At 72.9% G+C, this 18893-nt stretch carries 14 protein-coding genes; 12 read left to right on the forward strand and 2 right to left on the reverse strand.

Annotated features, from left to right (window positions below):
- The first annotated feature begins 164 nt into the window (after positions 1-164).
- The gene (locus tag AC4IHM_RS20190) at positions 165-3962 is read left to right on the forward strand and encodes a glycosyltransferase family 2 protein (protein ID WP_490868410.1); all 3798 of its coding nucleotides are present in this window, start codon (positions 165-167) and stop codon (positions 3960-3962) included.
- Positions 3959-5467 carry a DUF5719 family protein gene (locus AC4IHM_RS20195; protein ID WP_490868411.1) on the forward strand — a complete coding sequence of 503 codons (1509 nt, stop codon included), beginning with the start codon at positions 3959-3961 and terminating at the stop codon, positions 5465-5467. Before AC4IHM_RS20190 ends, AC4IHM_RS20195 begins: the two co-directional genes overlap by 4 nt.
- Before the next feature lie 26 nt (positions 5468-5493).
- On the opposite strand, the gene AC4IHM_RS20200 is transcribed toward AC4IHM_RS20195, so the two are convergent.
- The gene (locus tag AC4IHM_RS20200; protein WP_490868412.1) at positions 5494-5946 is read right to left on the reverse strand and encodes a metallopeptidase family protein; all 453 of its coding nucleotides are present in this window, start codon (positions 5944-5946) and stop codon (positions 5494-5496) included.
- 294 nt (positions 5947-6240) lie between these two features.
- Between AC4IHM_RS20200 and AC4IHM_RS20205 the strand changes: the two genes are divergently transcribed.
- From AC4IHM_RS20205 to AC4IHM_RS20245, 9 genes are all read left to right on the forward strand, one after another.
- On the forward strand, positions 6241-6663 hold the full coding sequence (locus AC4IHM_RS20205; RefSeq protein WP_490868413.1) for a DUF3499 domain-containing protein: 423 nt from the start codon (positions 6241-6243) through the stop codon (positions 6661-6663).
- A 125-nt stretch (positions 6664-6788) separates the two neighbouring features.
- The gene (locus tag AC4IHM_RS20210; RefSeq protein ID WP_490870882.1) at positions 6789-8405 is read left to right on the forward strand and encodes an L-lactate permease; all 1617 of its coding nucleotides are present in this window, start codon (positions 6789-6791) and stop codon (positions 8403-8405) included.
- A gap of 79 nt (positions 8406-8484) precedes the next feature.
- A complete protein-coding gene (locus AC4IHM_RS20215) occupies positions 8485-9849 on the forward strand; it encodes a phosphomannomutase/phosphoglucomutase (protein WP_490868414.1) in 1365 nt (454 codons plus the stop codon).
- Positions 9850-9992: 143 nt separating this feature from the next.
- Positions 9993-10163 carry a Trm112 family protein gene (locus AC4IHM_RS20220; RefSeq protein WP_216725222.1) on the forward strand — a complete coding sequence of 57 codons (171 nt, stop codon included), beginning with the start codon at positions 9993-9995 and terminating at the stop codon, positions 10161-10163.
- Between the two features lie 59 nt (positions 10164-10222).
- The gene (locus AC4IHM_RS20225) at positions 10223-11350 is read left to right on the forward strand and encodes an SIS domain-containing protein (protein WP_490868415.1); all 1128 of its coding nucleotides are present in this window, start codon (positions 10223-10225) and stop codon (positions 11348-11350) included.
- Between the two features lie 144 nt (positions 11351-11494).
- Entirely contained in the window at positions 11495-12646 is a 1152-nt protein-coding gene (gene manA / locus AC4IHM_RS20230) for a mannose-6-phosphate isomerase, class I (protein WP_490868416.1), read from the forward strand.
- A 154-nt stretch (positions 12647-12800) separates the two neighbouring features.
- Positions 12801-13781 carry a cation diffusion facilitator family transporter gene (locus AC4IHM_RS20235; RefSeq protein WP_490868417.1) on the forward strand — a complete coding sequence of 327 codons (981 nt, stop codon included), beginning with the start codon at positions 12801-12803 and terminating at the stop codon, positions 13779-13781.
- Between the two features lie 293 nt (positions 13782-14074).
- The gene (gene ahcY / locus AC4IHM_RS20240) at positions 14075-15532 is read left to right on the forward strand and encodes an adenosylhomocysteinase (RefSeq protein WP_490868418.1); all 1458 of its coding nucleotides are present in this window, start codon (positions 14075-14077) and stop codon (positions 15530-15532) included.
- Between the two features lie 105 nt (positions 15533-15637).
- On the forward strand, positions 15638-16252 hold the full coding sequence (locus tag AC4IHM_RS20245) for a hypothetical protein (RefSeq protein WP_490868419.1): 615 nt from the start codon (positions 15638-15640) through the stop codon (positions 16250-16252).
- Positions 16253-16306: 54 nt separating this feature from the next.
- On the opposite strand, the gene AC4IHM_RS20250 is transcribed toward AC4IHM_RS20245, so the two are convergent.
- Positions 16307-17242 carry an RDD family protein gene (locus AC4IHM_RS20250; protein WP_490868420.1) on the reverse strand — a complete coding sequence of 312 codons (936 nt, stop codon included), beginning with the start codon at positions 17240-17242 and terminating at the stop codon, positions 16307-16309.
- 126 nt (positions 17243-17368) lie between these two features.
- Between AC4IHM_RS20250 and AC4IHM_RS20255 the strand changes: the two genes are divergently transcribed.
- The gene (locus AC4IHM_RS20255; RefSeq protein WP_490868421.1) at positions 17369-18376 is read left to right on the forward strand and encodes a stage II sporulation protein M; all 1008 of its coding nucleotides are present in this window, start codon (positions 17369-17371) and stop codon (positions 18374-18376) included.
- Positions 18377-18893: the final 517 nt, after the last annotated feature.

Genomic DNA, 18893 nt, shown 5'->3' on the forward strand with positions numbered 1-18893 from the left:
ACGGCTCCCGAACTGCGGGAACGGCCTGTCGCGGGTGGGTTGTCCACAGGTGGCGGGCCCTCTTCCTGCCCAGCCGATAGTGTGGGCGCTCGTCCGAGACGCCCCGCCACCCTCAACGGGCACGGGCGTCCACCGCAGTCCACCGAACCGGGGCCCGTACCTCGATGTCCGTGCAGAGTCACACGGCAGCGCAGCAAGACCTCGCTGCCACACCTGAGTTCCCGCGTCACGTGGTGACCGCGGTCCTCGTCGCCCACGACGGAGCCCGCTGGCTGTCCGACGCGCTCGCCGGGCTGCTCGGCCAGGAGCGCCCCGTCCAGTACGCCGTGGCCGCCGACACCGGCAGCGCCGACGACTCCGCCCGGCTGGTCGGCGACGTGCTCGGCGACGACCACGTGCTCCACCTCGCCCGGCGCACCGGCTTCGGCCAGGCCGTCGAGGAGGCCGCCCGCACCGCCCCCGTCCTCACCCCCGACGACCTGCCCTATCTGCGGCGGCCGAGCGGCTGGGACCCCGTCACGCGCACCTGGCGCGACGACGCCTACGACCTGCCGGAGCTTCCCCACGGAGAGCCGGTGCAGTGGCTCTGGCTGCTGCACGACGACTGCGCTCCCGAACCGGACGCCCTGTCCGAGCTGCTGCGCGTCGTGGACACCGAGTACGAACTCGGCCGCGAGGACGTCGCCGTCGTCGGCCCCAAGCTCCGCGGCTGGTACGACCGCAGGCAACTGCTCGAGGTCGGCGTCTCCATCGCCAACTCCGGCCGCCGCTGGACCGGCCTGGACCGCCGCGAACAGGACCAGGGCCAGCACGACCACGTCCGGTCCGTCCTGTCGGTGTCCACCGCGGGCATGCTGATCCGGCGTGATGTCTTCGAGCAGCTCGGCGGGTTCGACCGCCGGCTGCCCCTGATGCGCGACAACGTCGACCTGTGCTGGCGCGCGCACACCGCCGGATTCCGCGTCCTCATCGCCCCCGAGGCGGTCGTACGCCACGCCGAGGCGGCCTCCCGGGAACGCCGCGCCGTGGACTGCGCGGGGCGCACCACCGCCTCCCCGCACAAGGTCGACAAGGCCGGCGCCGTCCACACCCTCCTCGCCAACGTCCGCACCGCCGCCCTGCCCTGGGTGCTGCTGCGCATCGTCCTCGGCACCCTGCTGCGGACCCTCGCCTACCTCGTCGGCAAGGTCCCCGGACAGGCACTCGACGAGATCCGGGGCCTGCTGGGCGTCCTGCTGCGCCCCGAGCGCATCATCGCCGCACGGCGCGAACGCGGCCGCCCGCAGGTCGAGAAGGACGAACTGCGCCCCCTGTTCCCGCCCCCCGGCGCGACCATCCGCGTCACCGTCGAACAGGTCGCGGGCAATCTCTCCGGCAGCTCCGAGGCCGAGGCGGCCACCGGCGCCGGACGGCACGGCGGCGCCATCGAGTCCGGACCCGGCGGTGACGACGCCGACTTCCTGGAGGTGGAGCAGTTCGCCCGCCTCAAGCGCGTCGCCCGCAAACCCGGCCCGGTGCTCTTCCTGGTGCTGCTCCTGGTCTCGCTGGCCGCCTGCCGCGCGTTCCTCGGCAGCGGCGCGCTGGCGGGCGGCGCGCTGCTGCCCGCCCCGGCCGGCGCCGGCGAGCTGTGGTCGCGGTACACGGACGCCTGGCACACCGTCGGCACGGGCGGCACCGCCTCCGCGCCGCCCTACCTCGCGATCCTGGCGGCGCTGTCCTCCGTGCTGCTCGGCTCGACCGGACTCGCCGTCACCCTGCTGCTGGTCGGCTCGGTGCCCCTGGCCGGCGTCACCGCGTACTTCGCCTCCCGCCCGCTCGTCACCTCCCGGCTGCTGCGCGCCTGGGCGGCCGTCGCCTACGCCTTCCTGCCCGCCGTCACCGGCGCACTCGCCGGCGGCCGCGTCGGCACCGCCGTCCTCGCCGTCCTGCTGCCGCTCATCGCGCGCGCGGGCGTCGCGGCGGCCGGCCTCACCGGCCCCTCCGGCGCCCGCGGCAGCTGGCGGGCCACCTGGGCGTACGCGCTGCTGCTGACGATCACCACCGCCTTCACGCCCGTCGTGTGGCCCGTCGCGCTGGTCCTCGGCGTCGCGGTCCTGGCCCTGCGCCGGGGCGAGATCACGGCGTACGGGCCGCGCTTCCTCGCCCAGCTCGGCACCCCGCTGCTGCTCCTCGCCCCCTGGTCGCTGTCGCTGCTCCCGTTCGGCTTCTTCGACGAGGCCGGTCTGGAGTACGGCTCCTCGGCCGCCTCCGCCCTCGACCTGCTCGGGGCGAGCCCCGGCGGGCCCGGCACGGTCGGCGGGCTGGTCCTCATCGGCATCGTGCTGGCCGCGCTTGCCGCCCTGCTGCGCTCGGAACGCCAGTCGGGCATCCGGGCGGCGTGGGCCGTCGCCCTGGTCGCCCTCGTCTTCGCGGTCCTCGCCAACCGCTCGGCCTGGGCGGGACCCGCCACCCTCGTCTACGGCATCGCCCTGCTGTCCGCCGCCGTCCTCGGCGCCGACGGGGCACGCTCGCGCGTGGCCGAGCAGAGCTTCGGCTGGCGCCAGCCCGTCGCCGCCCTGGTCGCCCTCGCCTCGGCCGTCGGCCCGCTGATCGCAGCCGTCGGCTGGATGATCGGGGGCGCCGACGGCCCCCTGGAGCGCCGCGACCCGGTACAGGTGCCCGCGTTCGTCGCCGAGGAGAGCCAGACCCGCGACCAGGCCCGCACCCTCGTGCTCGACAGCGACTCCGCCGCCCACGTGGGCTACATGCTGGTCCGCGGCTCCGGGGCCCGCCTCGGCGACGGCGAACTGGCCACCGGCGACGGCGGGAACAGCGGACTCGACAAGACCGTCGCCAATCTCGTGGCCGGCTCCGGCGCCGACCAGGCCCAGCAGCTCGGCGGCTTCGCCGTGCGCTACGTGCTCGTGCACAAGGGCGCGCCCCGCGAGGTCACCCGGGTCCTGGACGCCACGCCCGGTCTGAGCCGGCTCAGCCAGCAGGACGGCAGCGGACTGTGGCGGGTCGACCAGGAGGTCGCGCGCGCGACCATCGTGTCCGGCGAGACCTCCAATGCCGGCCGGCCGCAGCCCGTGGCGGCCGGACCCGTCGAGGTCCACACCGAGATCCCCGCCGGCTCCGAGGGGCGGGTGCTGCGCCTCGCCGACACCGCCGCCGAGGGCTGGACGGCCACCCTGGACGGCAGGCCGCTCGCCCGCACCACGGTCGACGGCTGGGCGCAGGGCTTCGAACTCCCCGCCTCCGGCGGAAAGCTGGACATCACCTACGACGCCCCCTTCACCCACACCGCCTGGCTGTGGGCCCAGGGCCTGCTCGCCGTCGTCCTGGTCGTCCTCGCCCTGCCCGGCAGGCGCCGCGACGTGGACGACGACCTGCCCGAGGAGCCGCTCGTCCCGGCCGAGGCCGTCGAGGGCGAGGGACGCCGGGCACGGCGGCTGCGCGCCCAGGCGGAGGCCGACGCCGAGGCCGCCGCGGGGACCGAGCCGGCGCCCGAGGACGCGGACGGCCCCTACGACGGGTCCGAGGAGCCGGAACCGCCCATGGCGGCACCGGTGCCGATCCCGCAGCAACCGGCGTACGGCGAGTGGGACTCGGCGGGGTACGCCGGTGACGGGTACGGCACCTACGACACGTACGGCGGCGAGCAGTACCGGGGCGCCCAGCAGTACGACCAGGGCGCCTACGCCCAGCAGCCGTATCAGGAGGATCCGTATCAGGCGGATCCGTACCAGGCCGACGCCTACCAGGGCGGGCAGGACGGCCAGGCCACCCAGTACGGCACGGGGCAGTACGACCCGTACGGCTACGGCGACCCGGCCCAGGCCCAGGCTCAGGAGGGCGGGTACGACCCCGCCGCCTTCGACCAGGCGTACGGCCGGGACGGATACGACACGCCGTACGACCCTTCCCAGCCCCACCACCCCCACGGCACGGGCAGTGAGCGGCCCGACGGGAGCCAGCAGTGAAGCGCACGACCCTGTCCCTGATCGCCTGCGCGACCGCGCTCGCCGCCGTCACCGGATTCGCGGCGGTGTCCGCCCCGGAGACCTCCGGCACGGACACCGCCGCGCCGGCCGGCCTGCTGCCCGTGGAGCGCACCAGCCTGCTGTGCCCGGCGCCCAGCACCTCCGACCTCGCCGAGACCGCGTACACCTCGTTCACGCCCGTCACGAAGGGCACCGACGAGAAGGGCGAGGCCGCGCTCAAGGCGGCGGAGTCGGGCGACGCGGACGCAGACACGGACGCCGGGGACGGCAAGAAGACCGGCAAGAAGCCCGAGAAGCCCGTCGTCCAGCCCAAGGCGCCCGGCACCCCGGTCACCGGGAAGACCTCCGGCGCCGACGCACCCGCACTGATCGGCACCGCGGAGGGCAGCTTCGCGCCCGGCTGGACGGTCCAGCAGACCACCGAGGTCGCCGCCGGGACGGGCCGGGGCCTCCAGGGCGTCAACTGCACGGCCCCGGACACGGAGTTCTGGTTCCCGGGCGCCAGCACGGCGGCCGGCCGCACCGACTACGTGCACCTGACCAACCCCGACGACTCGGCGGCCGTCGTCGACATCCAGCTCTACGGCAAGGACGGTGCCCTGAAGTCCACGGTGGGGGAGGGCATCACGGTCGCGCCGCACGCCGCTCAGGACCTCCTGCTGTCCACGCTCAGCGACGTGGAGCAGACCGACCTGACCGTGCACGTCGGTGTGCGCAGCGGGCGGGTCGGCGCCGCGGTGCAGGCCCTGGACGACAAGACCGGCGGCGACTGGCTGACCGCGGCCGCGGACCCGGCGGGCAGCCTCGTGCTGCCGGGCCTCCCGAAGGACGCCACCGCCGTGCGCCTGGTGCTGTTCACGCCCGGTGGCACCGACGCCGACCTGAAGGTGCGGCTCGCCTCGCCGTCCGGGCTGATCACCCCCGCCGGTCACGAGACGGTGCATGTCAAGGCGGGGATGACGACGGGCGTCGACCTGGGCGAGGTGACGCGCGGCGAGGCGGGGTCGCTGGTGCTGACACCGACGGACCGGTCGGTGCCGGTGGTGGCCGCGGTCCGGGTGGTGCGGGGCAAGGGCGGCAAGCAGGAGTCGGCGTTCATCCCGGCCTGCGACCCGGTGGGCGCGCGCGCGACGGCCGTGGACAACCGGGCCAAGGGCACGTTCCTGTCCCTGGCCGCGACCGGCGAGGCCGCGCGGGTCAAGGTCACGGCGTCGGCGGGCACCGGGGGCGGCACGGCGGCGACCAGGACGTACACGGTCAAGGGCGGCACGACGCAGAATGTGGAGGTGCCGGTCCTCGAGGGGCTCAAGGGCACTTACGCGCTGACCGTCGAGACCGTCTCGGGCGGCCCGGTCCACGCCTCCCGCACCCTGACCGGATCGGACGGCGGTGTGGCGTCCTTCACCGTCCAGACCCTCCCCGACGACGGCGGAACGGTCTCGGTGCCGAACGCGGACGAGGACCTGTCGGTGCTCCAGCGGTAGCCTCCGCGCGGCGCCCAGGCGCCCGGTCAGTCCTCCCCGTAGCGCGGGTCCACCGTCTCGGGCGTCAGGCCCAGCAGCTCCGCGACCTGCTCCACGACGACCTCGTGCACGAGTGCCGCCCGCTCGTCCCGCCCCTTGGTCCGGATCTCGACCGGCCGCCGGTACACGACCACCCGGCCCCGGCCGCCGTCGTGCGAGGGCACCGTGCCCCCGAGCGGGACCGCCTCGTCGTTCCACGTCGTGCCGGCCCCCTGGAGCCGGGGCACGTCGAGCACCAGGAAATCGATGTCGGCGAGCTGCGGCCACCGCCGCTCCAGGCGCTCCACGGAGTCCTGCACCAGGTCCGCGAAGACCTCGCCGCGGCTCGCGGCGAGCGGCACCTGCGGGGGTGCGATCGGGCCGCGCATGCCCCGGCCGTGGCGATCACGGCGGCGGGGCCCTGGGCGGCCGGCATCACGGGGCGTCACGGGCTTGTCCATCACTGGTGAAGGGTAGTCCCCGCCGAGGTCGCGCGCCGGACCGCACACGCATACCGGACGGCGCCGGGGCACCCTCTGCCGCTTGTCGCCGGATGACCATTCCAGCCAAGGTTGGGCTCAATTCAGTACCCTTCCGCGACCGTGGAACTCAAGGCAAATGTCACTGTTTGCATAGGGCCGTGACCGCTTCCGAAGCCGCCCGGCCGCTCGGGAACCGGCGTCCACGCAGGTCAACTGGGCGTGTTCGCAGGGGGTCATGGGCCATTTCACGCCACGACACGGTGGTGTGACCTCGTGGAGAGTCGTCGCAGCCCGCTCAAGAGTGCGGTACCGTCCAACATCGTGAGCCCTGTACGTCGCTGTTCGCGCACCGCCTGCGGCCGTCCCGCCGTCGCGACGCTGACGTACGTCTACGCCGACTCGACCGCGGTCCTCGGCCCGCTCGCCACCTACGCCGAACCCCACTGCTACGACCTGTGCGCCGAGCACTCCGAGCGCCTCACCGCCCCGCGCGGCTGGGAGGTCGTCCGGCTGCTGGACGGCTCGGCCCCGGCCCGCCCCAGCGGCGACGACCTGGAGGCCCTCGCCAACGCGGTGCGCGAGGCGGCCCGGCCCCAGGAGCGGACCGCCGAGGCCGGTGGCGGCCCACGGGCGGCCGACCCGATGGAGGTCGCGCGCCGCGGCCATCTGCGCGTGCTGCGCTCGCCCGACAACTGAGTCACGCCGGCCACGTCCGTCGGCATCCGTTGCCGCAGACCCATTGACGTCTCCTTGTCGCGGACACGACCATTCCGGGAGCCGCGAGAACTCACTTTCGCATGGCGGAACCCGGGGAGGCGCCCGTGTACGTCCAGGAACTGGAACCCGTCGCCGGTTCACTCGGGCTGTCCGCCCTGGTGGCGGCCCTGCCCTTGGTGATCGTCCTCGTCCTGCTGGGCGGCGTCCGCATGAAGGCGCACCTGGCCGGTCTCATCGGTCTGCTGGCGGCCGTGCTCGTCGCCTGGCTGGTCTACGGCATGCCGCTGGACCAGACGGCGTCCGGCGCCGTCCAGGGCGCCGTGTTCGGACTCTTCCCCATCCTGTGGATCGTCGTGAACGCCCTGTGGGTCTACCGGATGACCGTCCGCACCCGGCACTTCGACATCCTGCGCCGCTCCTTCGGCCGGCTCTCCGACGACCCCCGCATCCAGGCCCTGGTCGTCGCCTTCTGCTTCGGCGCCCTGCTGGAGGCCCTCGCCGGGTTCGGGGCGCCCGTCGCGATCTGCTCGGTCATGCTCGTGGCCCTCGGCTTCGACCCCGTGCGCGCGGCGGTCGTGTCGCTGGTCGCCAACACCGCGCCCGTCGCCTTCGGCGCGATGGGCACCCCGGTGGTGACGCTCGCCCAGGTCACCGGGCTGCCGCTGGACGTCGTCGCCTCCGTGGTGGGCCGCCAGACACCCCTGCTGGCCCTCGTGGTCCCGCTGCTGCTGATCGCCCTGGTGGACGGGCGGCGCGGACTGCGCGAGACCTGGGTGCCCGCGTTGGCCTGCGGGGTCGCCTTCGCCCTCGCCCAGTTCGTCGCGTCCAACTACGTCTCCGCCCAGCTCGCCGACATCGCCGCCGCCCTGGTCGGCGCCGGCGCCCTGGTCGCCGTGCCGCACTCCCGCCGGCCCGCCGCCGAGCCCGTACGGACCTCCGTGCTGACCGGCGTACGGAGCGAGGAACTGGACGAGGAGGACTCCGGCCGGGAGGTCGCGCGCGCCTACGCGCCGTACGCGCTGATCGTGGCCGTCTTCTCCGTGGCGCAGATCCCGCCGGTCAAGGACTGGCTGGCCGGGGCTACCCAGACCTACGACTGGCCGTTCCTCGACGTGGCCGACCCCGAGGGCAGTCCGGTCGGCGGCAACGTCTTCTCCTGGCCGATCGTCTCCACCGGCGGCACGCTCGTGCTGTTCGCCGGAGCGGCCACGGCCGTCGTCCTCGGCCTGCACGCGCGCGTGGCCGTCAAGGAGTGGCTGGCGACCGTGTACGAACTGCGGTTCGCGATCCTCACCGTCACCTCGGTACTGGCCCTCGCCTACGTCATGAACCTCTCCGGGCAGGCCGCCACCATCGGCTACTTCGTCGCGGCGGCCGGCGCCGGACTCGCCTTCCTGTCACCCGTGCTCGGCTGGTTCGGCGTCGCCGTCTCCGGCTCCGACACCTCGGCCAACGCGCTCTTCGGCGCCCTCCAGGTGACCGCCGCGCGGGAGTCCGGCCTCTCGCCCGAACTGCTGGCCGCCGCCAACAGTTCCGGCGGCGTCCTCGGCAAGATGATCTCCCCGCAGAACCTCACCATCGCCTGCGCGGCCGTCGGACTCGCGGGCCGCGAAGGAGACGTACTGCGCAAGGTGCTGCCCTGGAGCCTGGGCCTGCTGCTGGTGATGTGCCTGATCGTCGTCGGACAGTCCACGCCGGTCCTGGGCTGGATGCTGCCCTGACCTTCCGGAACCGCGCGACCCCCGGTCGGCGGTTGCGGGTAGTTTGTGGGCACCGACGAGACTTTCAGGAAGGTTGGCCGTGGCTGCTGATCTGTCGCAGATCGTGAAGGCGTACGACGTACGCGGTGTGGTCCCGGACCAGTGGGACGAGCCGCTCGCCGAACTGTTCGGCGCGGCCTTCGTCGAGCTGACCGGCGCGAGCGCCGTCGTCGTCGGCCACGACATGCGCCCGTCCTCCCCGGGCCTGTCCGGCGCCTTCGCACGCGGGGCGGCGGCCCGCGGCGCCGACGTGACCGGGATCGGCCTGTGCTCCACCGACCAGCTGTACTACGCCTCCGGCGCGCTCGACCTGCCGGGCGCAATGTTCACGGCCTCGCACAACCCGGCCCGGTACAACGGCATCAAGCTGTGCCGCGCGGGCGCCGCGCCCGTCGGCCAGGACACCGGCCTCGCGCGGATCCGCGCCCTCGTGGAGCGCTGGAGCGTCTCGGGACCCCCGGAGCCGGCGGCCCGGCCGGGCACGGTCACCCGGCGCGACACGCTCGCCGACTACGCGGCCCACCTGCGTTCCCTCGTCGACCTCACCGCCATCAGGCACCTGAAGGTCGTCGTCGACGCGGGCAACGGCATGGGCGGTCACACGGTCCCCTCGGTCTTCGCCGGCCTCCCCCTCGACCTCGTGCCGATGTACTTCGAACTGGACGGCACCTTCCCCAACCACGAGGCCAACCCGCTCGACCCGGCCAACCTCGTCGATCTGCGCGAGCGCGTCCGCGAGGAGGGCGCCGACCTCGGCATCGCCTTCGACGGCGACGCCGACCGCTGCTTCGTCGTCGACCAGAACGGCGACCCGGTCCCCCCGTCCGCCGTCACCGCCCTCGTGGCCGCCCGCGAACTCGCCCGCAACGGCGGCAGCGGCATCGTCATCCACAACCTGATCACCTCCTGGTCCGTGCCGGAGGTCGTGCGGGAGAACGGCGGCACACCGGTACGCACCCGCGTGGGCCACTCCTTCATCAAGGCCGAGATGGCCCGCACCGGCGCCATCTTCGGCGGCGAGCACTCCGCGCACTACTACTTCCGCGACTTCTGGAACGCCGACACCGGCATGCTGGCCGCCCTCCACGTCCTGGCCGCCCTCGGCGGACAGCAGGGCACGCTGTCCGACCTCGTCGCCCAGTACGACCGCTACGCCGGATCCGGCGAGATCAACTCCACCGTCGACGACCAGGCCGCCCGCCTCGCCGCGGTCCGCGCCGCGTACGAGGGCCGCGACGACGTCACCCTGGACGACCTGGACGGCCTCACCGTCACGTCGGCCGACTGGTGGTTCAACGTCCGCCCCTCCAACACCGAGCCCCTGCTGCGCCTCAACGCCGAGGCCCGCGACGAGGCGACGATGGCGAAGGTGCGGGACGAGGCGCTGGCAATCATCCGGGCGTGAGGAGGGGCCCGCCGGGGCAGACGGGCGGACACGGGACGGGAGCCGGGGGCACGCAGCGGCTGCGCCCCTCCGCCCGGCCCATCACCGGCGGTACCCTGACCAGCACATCCGCACAAGCCCCACCATCCCCGAAGGGAACCCCCATGCCGCTCGAAGCCGGCCTCCTGGAGATCCTCGCCTGCCCGGCGTGCCACGCCCCCCTCAAGGAGCAGGACGCGGAGCTGATCTGCACCGGCCAGGACTGCGGCCTCGCCTACCCGGTGCGCGACGGCATCCCCGTCCTGCTCGTCGACGAGGCCCGCCGCCCCGGATAACGACGGCCGGGCACCCCGCGCACCCGCACGAACGCTTCCGGCGATCGGAGACTGCCGCCATGCTCGACGAATCACTCCTCGACGCCCCGGAGCGCCTCACCCAGGCCGACCGCCGCGGCCTGCTCCGCGGCGCCGCCGAGGCCGGGGCCCGCGTACGCACCGCCGCCCGGCACGCAGCCGAGGCAGGCGTGGGCAGCCTCAAGCCCGACGGACGCCCCCGAGCCGTCCTGATCGCCGGTCCCGGCGCCGCGGCCACCGAGGCCGCCGACCTCCTGGGCACCCTCGCCGGCGCCGGCAGCCCCGTCATCCGCCTCGCCCCGACCGGCGTGGCCCCCGCCGCGGGCGCCCTGCGCTGGGAACTGCCCGGCTGGGCCGGCTCCGTGGACCTCCTGCTGATCGCCACCCCCGACGGCACCGAGCCCGGCCTGTCCCTGCTCGCCGAACAGGCCTACCGCCGGGGCTGCACGGTCGTCGCCGTCGCCCCCGCCCGGTCCCCGCTCAGCGAGTCGGTGAGCACCTCACACGGCCTGTTCATCCCGATGGCGACCGCTCCCTACGACCACGACGAGCCCCTCGCCGGCGCCGCCCCCGGCGTCCTGTGGGCGCTGCTCACCCCGCTGCTCGCGCTGCTGGACCGCACCGCCCTGCTCGACGCGCCGCCCGAGGCCATCGAGAGGGTCGCCGACCGCCTCGACAGCGTCGCCGAACGCTGCGGGCCCGCCGTCGTGACCTACAGCAACCCCGCCAAGACCCTGGCGTCCGAGCTGGCCGAATCCCTCCCGGTCATCTGGACCGAGGGCACCTCGGCGGGACCGGCCGGCCGCCGCTTCGCCGCCGCGCTCGCCGAACTGTCCGGCACCCCCGCCCTCGTCGCCGAACTGCCCGAGGCACTCGCCGCGCACAGCGCCCTGCTCGCCGGCCGGCTCGCCGCGGGCGCCGACCCCGACGACTTCTTCCGCGACCGCGTCGAGGAGGCACCCACCCTGCGCGCACGCGTGGTGCTCCTGCGCGACCGCCCCACCGGCGGCCTCACCGCCGCCCCCAACGCCCGCGACCTGGCCCTCGGTCACGACACGCCGATCAGCGAACTGGAACCCGAGGCGGGCGGGGAACTGGAACCCCTCGCCGAACTGATCGCCATCACGGATTTCGCCGCCGTCTACCTGGCGCTCGCCTCGGGAGCCTGATCCCGCCCGCACCATCGCCGTACGCCCAGATCCGTACGCATCATCGCCGTACGCGCAGACCCGCACGCCCAGCCCGTACGGCACCGACCAGCACGCCCCCGCGCACAGGACAACGCACCGCGCACGCACCGGCAGAGAGAGCCCATGGACCGCCTCGACAACACCGTCCGCCCCTACGCCTGGGGCTCCACCACCGCGATCCCGACCCTGCTCGGCACCGAGCCGACCGGCGAGCCGCAGGCGGAGATGTGGATGGGCGCCCACCCCGGCGCCCCCTCCCGCACCGGTCGTGGCACCCTCGCCGAGGTCGTCGACGCCGACCCCGAGAAGGAACTCGGCCCCGCCTCGGTGGCCAAATTCGGCCCCCGCCTTCCCTTCCTCCTCAAGCTCCTCGCGGCCGGCGCCCCGCTCTCCCTCCAGGTCCACCCCGATGTGGCCCAGGCCGAGGCGGGTTACGCGGACGAGGAGCGCCGGGGCGTACCCCTGGACGCCCCGCACCGCAACTACAAGGACGCCAACCACAAGCCCGAACTGATCTGCGCCCTCACCGAGTTCGACGGCCTGTGCGGCTTCCGCGCCCCGGCCGCCACCGCCGACCTGCTCGACGGCCTCGGCATCGCCTCCCTCAAGCCCTACGCCGACCTGCTGCGCGCCCGGCCCGAGGACGCCGCCCTGCGCGAGGTCCTCACCGCGATCCTCACCGCCGAACCCGAGGAGATGTCCCGCACCGTCGCCGAGACCGCCGCCGCCTGCGACCGCCTCGGCGGCGCCTACGCGCCCTACGCCGACATCGCCCGCCACTACCCGCGCGACCCCGGCGTCCTCGCCGCCATGCTCCTCAACCACGTCCGGCTCCAGCCCGGCGAGGCCCTCTTCCTCGGGGCCGGCATCCCGCACGCCTACCTGAGCGGCCTCGGCGTCGAGATCATGGCCAACTCCGACAACGTCCTGCGCTGCGGCCTGACCCCCAAGCACGTCGACGTCCCCGAACTCCTGCGCGTCGTCCGCTTCGAGGCCGGAGAGCCCGGCATCCTCCGCCCGGAGGCGTCCCCCGACGGCGAGGAGGTCTACGACACCCCGATCGACGAGTTCCGCCTGTCCCGCCACGTCCTGCCCGAGGGCTCCGGCGTCCACGACCTCACCCTGACCACCCCGCAGATCCTGCTCTGCACGGCCGGCACCGTACGGGCGGGCGAACACCAACTGGCCCCCGGCCAGTCCGTGTTCGTACCGGCGGGCGAAAAGGCCGAGGTGTCCGGAAACGGCACGCTCTTCCGGTCCACCGTGCGCGTCTGACGTCCCGCCCGGCGGGCACACGTCGGATCGCGCGGCACGCCGGAGCCGGGGCGGCTGCAACAATGGCGCACCGCGCAGGCGGGGCACGGCCGACGACCGGCCGCGCTCCCAACGGCGTTCGCACGCAGACGAAGGCGAAGGGACAACGCGACACATGAGCGCGTCAGGCGGAACCAGGGCGATCGTGGCGGCACTGCTCGCCAACCTCTCGATCGCGGCAGCGAAGTTCGTGGCGTTCCTCTTCAGCGGATCGTCGTCGATGCTCGCCGAGTCCGTGCACTCCCTCGCCGACTCGGGCAACCAGGGACTGCTGCTCATCGGCGGCAAGCGTGCCCAGCGCGAGGCCACCCCGCAACACCCCTTCGGCTACGGCCGCGAGCGCTACGTCTACGCCTTCCTCGTCTCCATCGTGCTCTTCTCGGTCGGCGGCATGTTCGCCGTCTACGAGGGCTACGAGAAGATCAAGCACCCGCACGAACTGGAGCACTGGTACTGGCCGGTGGGCGTCCTGGCCTTCGCGATCCTCGCCGAGGCCTTCTCCTTCCGGACCGCCGTCAAGGAGGCCGGGCCCCTGCGCGGAAACGAGTCCTGGAAGGACTTCGTCCGCCACGCCAAGGCCCCCGAACTTCCGGTCGTCCTTCTGGAGGACCTCGGCGCCCTCGTCGGCCTGGTCCTCGCCCTCGGCGGCGTCGGCCTCGCCCTGCTCACCGGCGACGGCGTCTGGGACGGCATCGGCACCCTGTGCATCGGCGTGCTGCTCATCCTGATCGCGCTGGTCCTGGCCGTCGAGACGAAGTCCCTGCTGCTCGGCGAGGCCGCGGGCATCGACGCGGTCCGGCGGATCGAGGCCGCGATCGTCGCGGGCGACACGGTCACCGGCGTCATCCACATGCGCACCCTCCACCTCGGCCCCGAGGAACTGCTCGTCGCCGCCAAGATCGCCGTCCGCCACGACGGCACGGCCACCGAGATCGCCTCCGCGATCGACGCCGCCGAGTCCCGTATCCGCGACGCCGTCCCGATCGCCCGCGTCATCTACCTGGAACCCGACATCTACAGCGAGTCCGAGGCCGCCAAGGGCCCGGACCGCGAGGCGACCCCCGGCGGCCCGGCCACACCGCCCACCGGCCACTGACCGCCCGCACCCGTGCCCAGGCACCGTCGGCCGTCACGCTTCGTGAACGTCCGGAAGTGTTCGGAGGCGGACTGGGGACGGCGGGGGCCCGCGGTGTAGCTTGGGGCGGAGCCAGACGTCGCTGCTGATGGCGGTCGGGCGGTCCAGTACGGACCGGCCGAGGGAGAGAGGGCCTCCGACGGACTGCGCTGCGCGCACGCGGGCATGCCCGTGTCCTCTTCGGGGCACCCCTGTGTCCGCCGCCGCGCAGGTCAGCCGTACCCACCTCGACCCAACCCGAGGAGCAGCCCGTAATGACGACTGTCGACAACCGACAGGACTTCAAGGTCGCCGATCTCTCCCTGGCCGAGTTCGGCCGCAAGGAGATCACCCTCGCCGAGCACGAGATGCCCGGCCTGATGGCGATCCGCAAGGAATACGCCGAGGCGCAGCCGCTCGCCGGCGCCCGCGTCACCGGCTCCCTGCACATGACCGTGCAGACCGCCGTGCTCATCGAGACCCTGGTCGCCCTGGGCGCCGAGGTCCGCTGGGCCTCCTGCAACATCTTCTCCACCCAGGACCACGCGGCCGCCGCCATCGCCGTCGGCCCGAACGGCACGCCGGACAACCCGCAGGGCGTCCCGGTCTTCGCCTGGAAGGGCGAGAGCCTCCAGGAGTACTGGTGGTGCACGGAGCAGGCGCTGACCTGGCCGAACACCCCCACCGGCGGCCCGAACATGATCCTGGACGACGGCGGCGACGCCACCCTCCTCGTCCACAAGGGCGTCGAGTACGAGAAGGACGGCAAGGTCCCCTCGCCGGACACCGCCGAGTCCGACGAGCACCGCGTCATCCTCGAACTCCTCACCCGCACCGTGGGCGAGAGCCCGCAGAAGTGGACCCGGCTGGCGTCCGAGATCCGCGGCGTGACCGAGGAGACCACGACCGGCGTCCACCGCCTGTACGAGATGCACCGCGACGGCACCCTGCTGTTCCCGGCGATCAACGTCAACGACGCGGTGACGAAGTCGAAGTTCGACAACAAGTACGGCTGCCGCCACTCCCTGATCGACGGCATCAACCGCGCCACGGACGTGCTGATCGGCGGCAAGACCGCGGTCGTGTGCGGCTACGGCGACGTGGGCAAGGGCTGCGCGGAGTCCCTGCGCGGCCAGGGCGCCCGGGTGATCATCACGGAGATCGACCCGATCTGCGCGCTCCAGGCGGCGATGGACGGCTACCAGGTCACGACGCTGGACGAGGTCGTCGAGACCGCCGACATCTTCGTCACGACGACCGGCAACAAGGACATCATCATGGCCTCCGACATGGCCCGGATGAAGCACCAGGCCATCGTCGGCAACATCGGCCACTTCGACAACGAGATCGACATGGCCGGTCTCGCCAGGATCCCCGGCATCGTCAAGGACGAGGTCAAGCCGCAGGTCCACACGTGGACCTTCGCCGACGGCAAGGTCCTCATCGTCCTGTCCGAGGGCCGCCTGCTGAACCTGGGCAACGCCACCGGTCACCCGTCGTTCGTGATGTCCAACTCCTTCGCGGACCAGACCCTGGCCCAGATCGAGCTGTTCACCAAGCCCGACGCCTACCCGACCAACGTCTACGTGCTGCCCAAGCACCTGGACGAGAAGGTCGCCCGCCTCCACCTCGACGCGCTCGGCGTCAAGCTGACCACGCTCCGCCCGGAGCAGGCCGACTACATCGGCGTCAAGGTCGAGGGCCCCTACAAGGCGGACCACTACCGCTACTGAGCCCTGCCGGCTCCTCCGAGACAGGCCCCCGCACCCCCGTGCCGGGGGCCTGCCCCGTTGGCGCTCCGCGACGGGCCCAGCAGACCGTCACCAACCAGGACCACCATGCCCCGCGGCCGATATTCGCTCCACGATCCGCACGACCACACCTCCCTCGCAGAAGAGCACTTCCAGTGCGCCCCCGGCCCTTCCGGCTGGCGCTACGTATCCCGGCTGACCACACCCACCGGGGACGACCACGGCTCCGTCGACCTCGCCCTCGACGAACTCGGCCGCCCCATCCGCCTCGAACTCCACGCCGCGAGCTGGCAGGTGCGCGGTGCGGCCATCGACGGCGTCACCTGGGTCCGTACCGACCCCACCGGAATCCACGCCGCCGAAGGCAATGCGCGCGCCAACGCCTTCACCGGCACGTCTCCGGCCTTCCTTGTCGCGACCACCCGTCTCCTGCGCCTCACCCCCTCTGTGCCAGCCACCCGCGTACGCCTCGTCGCCCTCACCGATCCGGTCCTCGCCCCCCGCACCGTGGACCAGTCCTGGGCCTTGCTGAAAAGAGAAGCACACACCACTGACAACGGACCCCTCACCGTGGACGAATACCAGGTCACAGCCCTGGACACCGGCGAACAGCACCTCGTGCACATCGCCGGCGACGTGGTGCTCGCGGCCCCCGGCATCGAGCTGGAGGACCTGGAGTCACCACCGTCCGTGTTCCCATGACCGGCGCCCGGCCACCGGAGCCGCGGGCCGCTTCGAGCGCGGTCGCCGCCCGACCTAGGCGGGCGGCACGAACCCGGTGCCGGGGCGGTCGTCCGACGCAACGTCCCGCGACGGCACCTCCCGCTCCGGCCTGACGGCATCCCGCGGCGGCACGGCCGGCGGCACCGGCGGCGCCGCGGGGAAGGCCGGTGGCGGACCCGCCGGGATCGGCGCCGCCGCCTCGGGCCCTGGGCCCGCCGGCACGTCCCCGAACGCCCGCCGGGCCTCCCGGGCCCGCCGCTCCTGCAACACCGCCGCCAGATACGCGGCCGGCGGCACCTCGCGCGGTGCCGGAGCCCCCGTACGGGCCGCCACATCGGCGGCGAGCCGCTCGGCCATCGCCCAGCCGACGCGGGGATCGAGCTGCCCCATCCGCGTCAAATACTGACGCACGGCGAGCCACAGGTCATCGGGCACCGCGGACAGGTCGAGCGCCGCGAACCGCCCCGCCAGCCAGGGCGGAGGAGGCGGTATGAAACCCGCCGACGCGACCGGAACCCGCTCCCGTACGACCAAAGTGCCCGCGAACACGTCACCGAGCCGCCGCCCCCGCGCCGACACCAGCGAGGCGATACAGGCGACGACCCCGAACGTCATCAGGATCTCGATCACCCCGATCAGGCCCCGCACCAGCGAATGCCGGAACCGGATCGGACCGCCGTCGTCCCGCACCACCCGCAGCCCGCACGCCAACTTCCCGAGCGACCGCCCATGGCTGAGCGTCTCCACGGCGATCGGCGCCCCCACCAGTACGAGGACGAACACCGCGATCGACAGCGCGGTCTGCGCCGCCATGTCCAGGGAGGCGGTGGAGGCCACCACGGCGACGGTCACCGCCACGTAGACGGCCACGGCCACCGCCAGGTCGAGCAGGACGGCCAGTGCCCTGCTGGGCAGTCTCGCGGGGCGCAGCTCCAGCGCCACCGCCTCGCCGGTCACCAGCTCGCTCACGCCCGCCACCCTTCCCCTGGCTGCCCCCGTCCCCGCCAGTCTGCCAAGCTGAGGACGCACCGCGCCGCGGTACGACAAGCTGATCCACGACGAGCCGCCGACGATAGCCGAGGAGCAGGCACACCGATGGACCTCGACGTCTTCGTCTCCGCCCACCGCGCGGAGTGGGACCGCCTCGACGCCCTGCTCAGGCGCCGGCGCCGGCTGACCGGTGCCGAAACCGACGAACTCGTCACCCTCTACCAGCGCACGGCCACCCATCTCTCCCTGATCCAGTCCAGTGCGCCCGACCCCCAGCTGACCGGACGGCTCAGCCAACTGGTCGCACGCGCGCGCAGTGCCGTGACGGGCACCCGCCGGGCCTCCTGGCGCGATGTCACCCGCTTCCTGACCCACCAGTTCCCGGCGGCCGTCTACCGGGCACGCCACTGGTGGGTCCCCACCGCACTCCTGTCGACCGCTGTCGCGGCACTCCTGGGCTGGTGGATCGGCACCCACCCCGAGGTCCAGGCCACGATCGCGGCACCCAGCGAACTGCGGCAGCTCACCCGGCCCGGCGGCCAGTACGAGACGTACTACTCGAGCCACCCCGCGGCCTCCTTCGCCGCGCAGGTCTGGACGAACAACGCCTGGGCCGCCGCGCTCTGCCTGATCCTGGGCGTCTTCCTGGGACTGCCGGTCATCTGGATCCTGTTCCAGAACATGCTCAACCTCGGCATCGGCGCCGGTCTGATGTCGTCGGCCGGCCGCCTCGACACCTTCCTCGGCCTCATCCTGCCCCACGGTCTGCTCGAACTGACCGCGGTCTTCGTCGCCGCGGGCACGGGGCTGCGGCTCGGCTGGACCCTGATCGATCCGGGCCCACGCACCCGCCGCACCGCCCTCGCCGAGGAGGGCCGCGCAGCCATCGGCATGGCGATCGGACTCGCCCTGGTCCTGTTCGTCTCCGGTGCCGTCGAAGGCTTCGTCACCCCGTCAGGACTGCCCACCTGGGCCCGCATCACCATCGGCGCCGTCGCCGAGGCGGCCTTCCTGGCCTACGTCTACATCCTGGGCGGACGTGCGGTGCGCGCCGGCGACACGGGCGACGTCGAGGCGGCCGAGCGCAGCGCCACCGTGCCGACGGCCGCCTGATGTGCATCCACCCCCGGTGAGCTGCTACTGTCCTCTTCGTTCCCGCAAGGGCCGTTGACACGGACCGAGCGGGGAGGTAGATTAGAACAGTTGCCTGTAGACGGGTTCACCCTAGAGGGCAAAGGTTGAACATCTATCTGCTTCTTCCGGATCATGGAATTCGACGAAGCACTCTCCCGATGAATCGGAAATGAATGGCCGGTCAGACCGGCCCGGAACTTCTGATAAAGTCGGAGCTGCCGGAAAGGGAAACGCGAAAGCGGGAACCTGGAAAGCACCGAGGAAATCGGGTCGGAAAGATCTGATAGAGTCGGAAACGCAAGACCGAAGGGAAGCGCCCGGAGGAAAGCCTGAGAGTTTCTCGGGTGAGTACAAAGGAAGCGTCCGTTCCTTGAGAACTCAACAGCGTGCCAAAAGTCAACGCCAGATATGTTGATACCCCGACCTGTATCGGTTGATCCGATCGGGTTGAGGTTCCTTTGAAATACAACAGCGAGGACGCTGTGAACGGTCGGAT

Source organism: Streptomyces sp. SL06 (assembly GCF_058244745.1).

Excerpts from the sequence above, each read along its gene's own strand:
- AC4IHM_RS20245 (WP_490868419.1), top strand. The coding sequence starts at position 15,638 with ATGCCCCGCGGCCGATATTCGCTCCACGATCCGCACGACCACACCTCC.
- manA (WP_490868416.1), top strand. The coding sequence starts at position 11,495 with ATGGACCGCCTCGACAACACCGTCCGCCCCTACGCCTGGGGCTCCACC.
- AC4IHM_RS20190 (WP_490868410.1), top strand. The coding sequence starts at position 165 with ATGTCCGTGCAGAGTCACACGGCAGCGCAGCAAGACCTCGCTGCCACA.
- AC4IHM_RS20220 (WP_216725222.1), top strand. The coding sequence starts at position 9,993 with ATGCCGCTCGAAGCCGGCCTCCTGGAGATCCTCGCCTGCCCGGCGTGC.
- ahcY (WP_490868418.1), top strand. The coding sequence starts at position 14,075 with ATGACGACTGTCGACAACCGACAGGACTTCAAGGTCGCCGATCTCTCC.
- AC4IHM_RS20235 (WP_490868417.1), top strand. The coding sequence starts at position 12,801 with ATGAGCGCGTCAGGCGGAACCAGGGCGATCGTGGCGGCACTGCTCGCC.
- AC4IHM_RS20225 (WP_490868415.1), top strand. The coding sequence starts at position 10,223 with ATGCTCGACGAATCACTCCTCGACGCCCCGGAGCGCCTCACCCAGGCC.
- AC4IHM_RS20200 (WP_490868412.1), bottom strand. The coding sequence starts at position 5,946 with ATGGACAAGCCCGTGACGCCCCGTGATGCCGGCCGCCCAGGGCCCCGC.
- AC4IHM_RS20255 (WP_490868421.1), top strand. The coding sequence starts at position 17,369 with ATGGACCTCGACGTCTTCGTCTCCGCCCACCGCGCGGAGTGGGACCGC.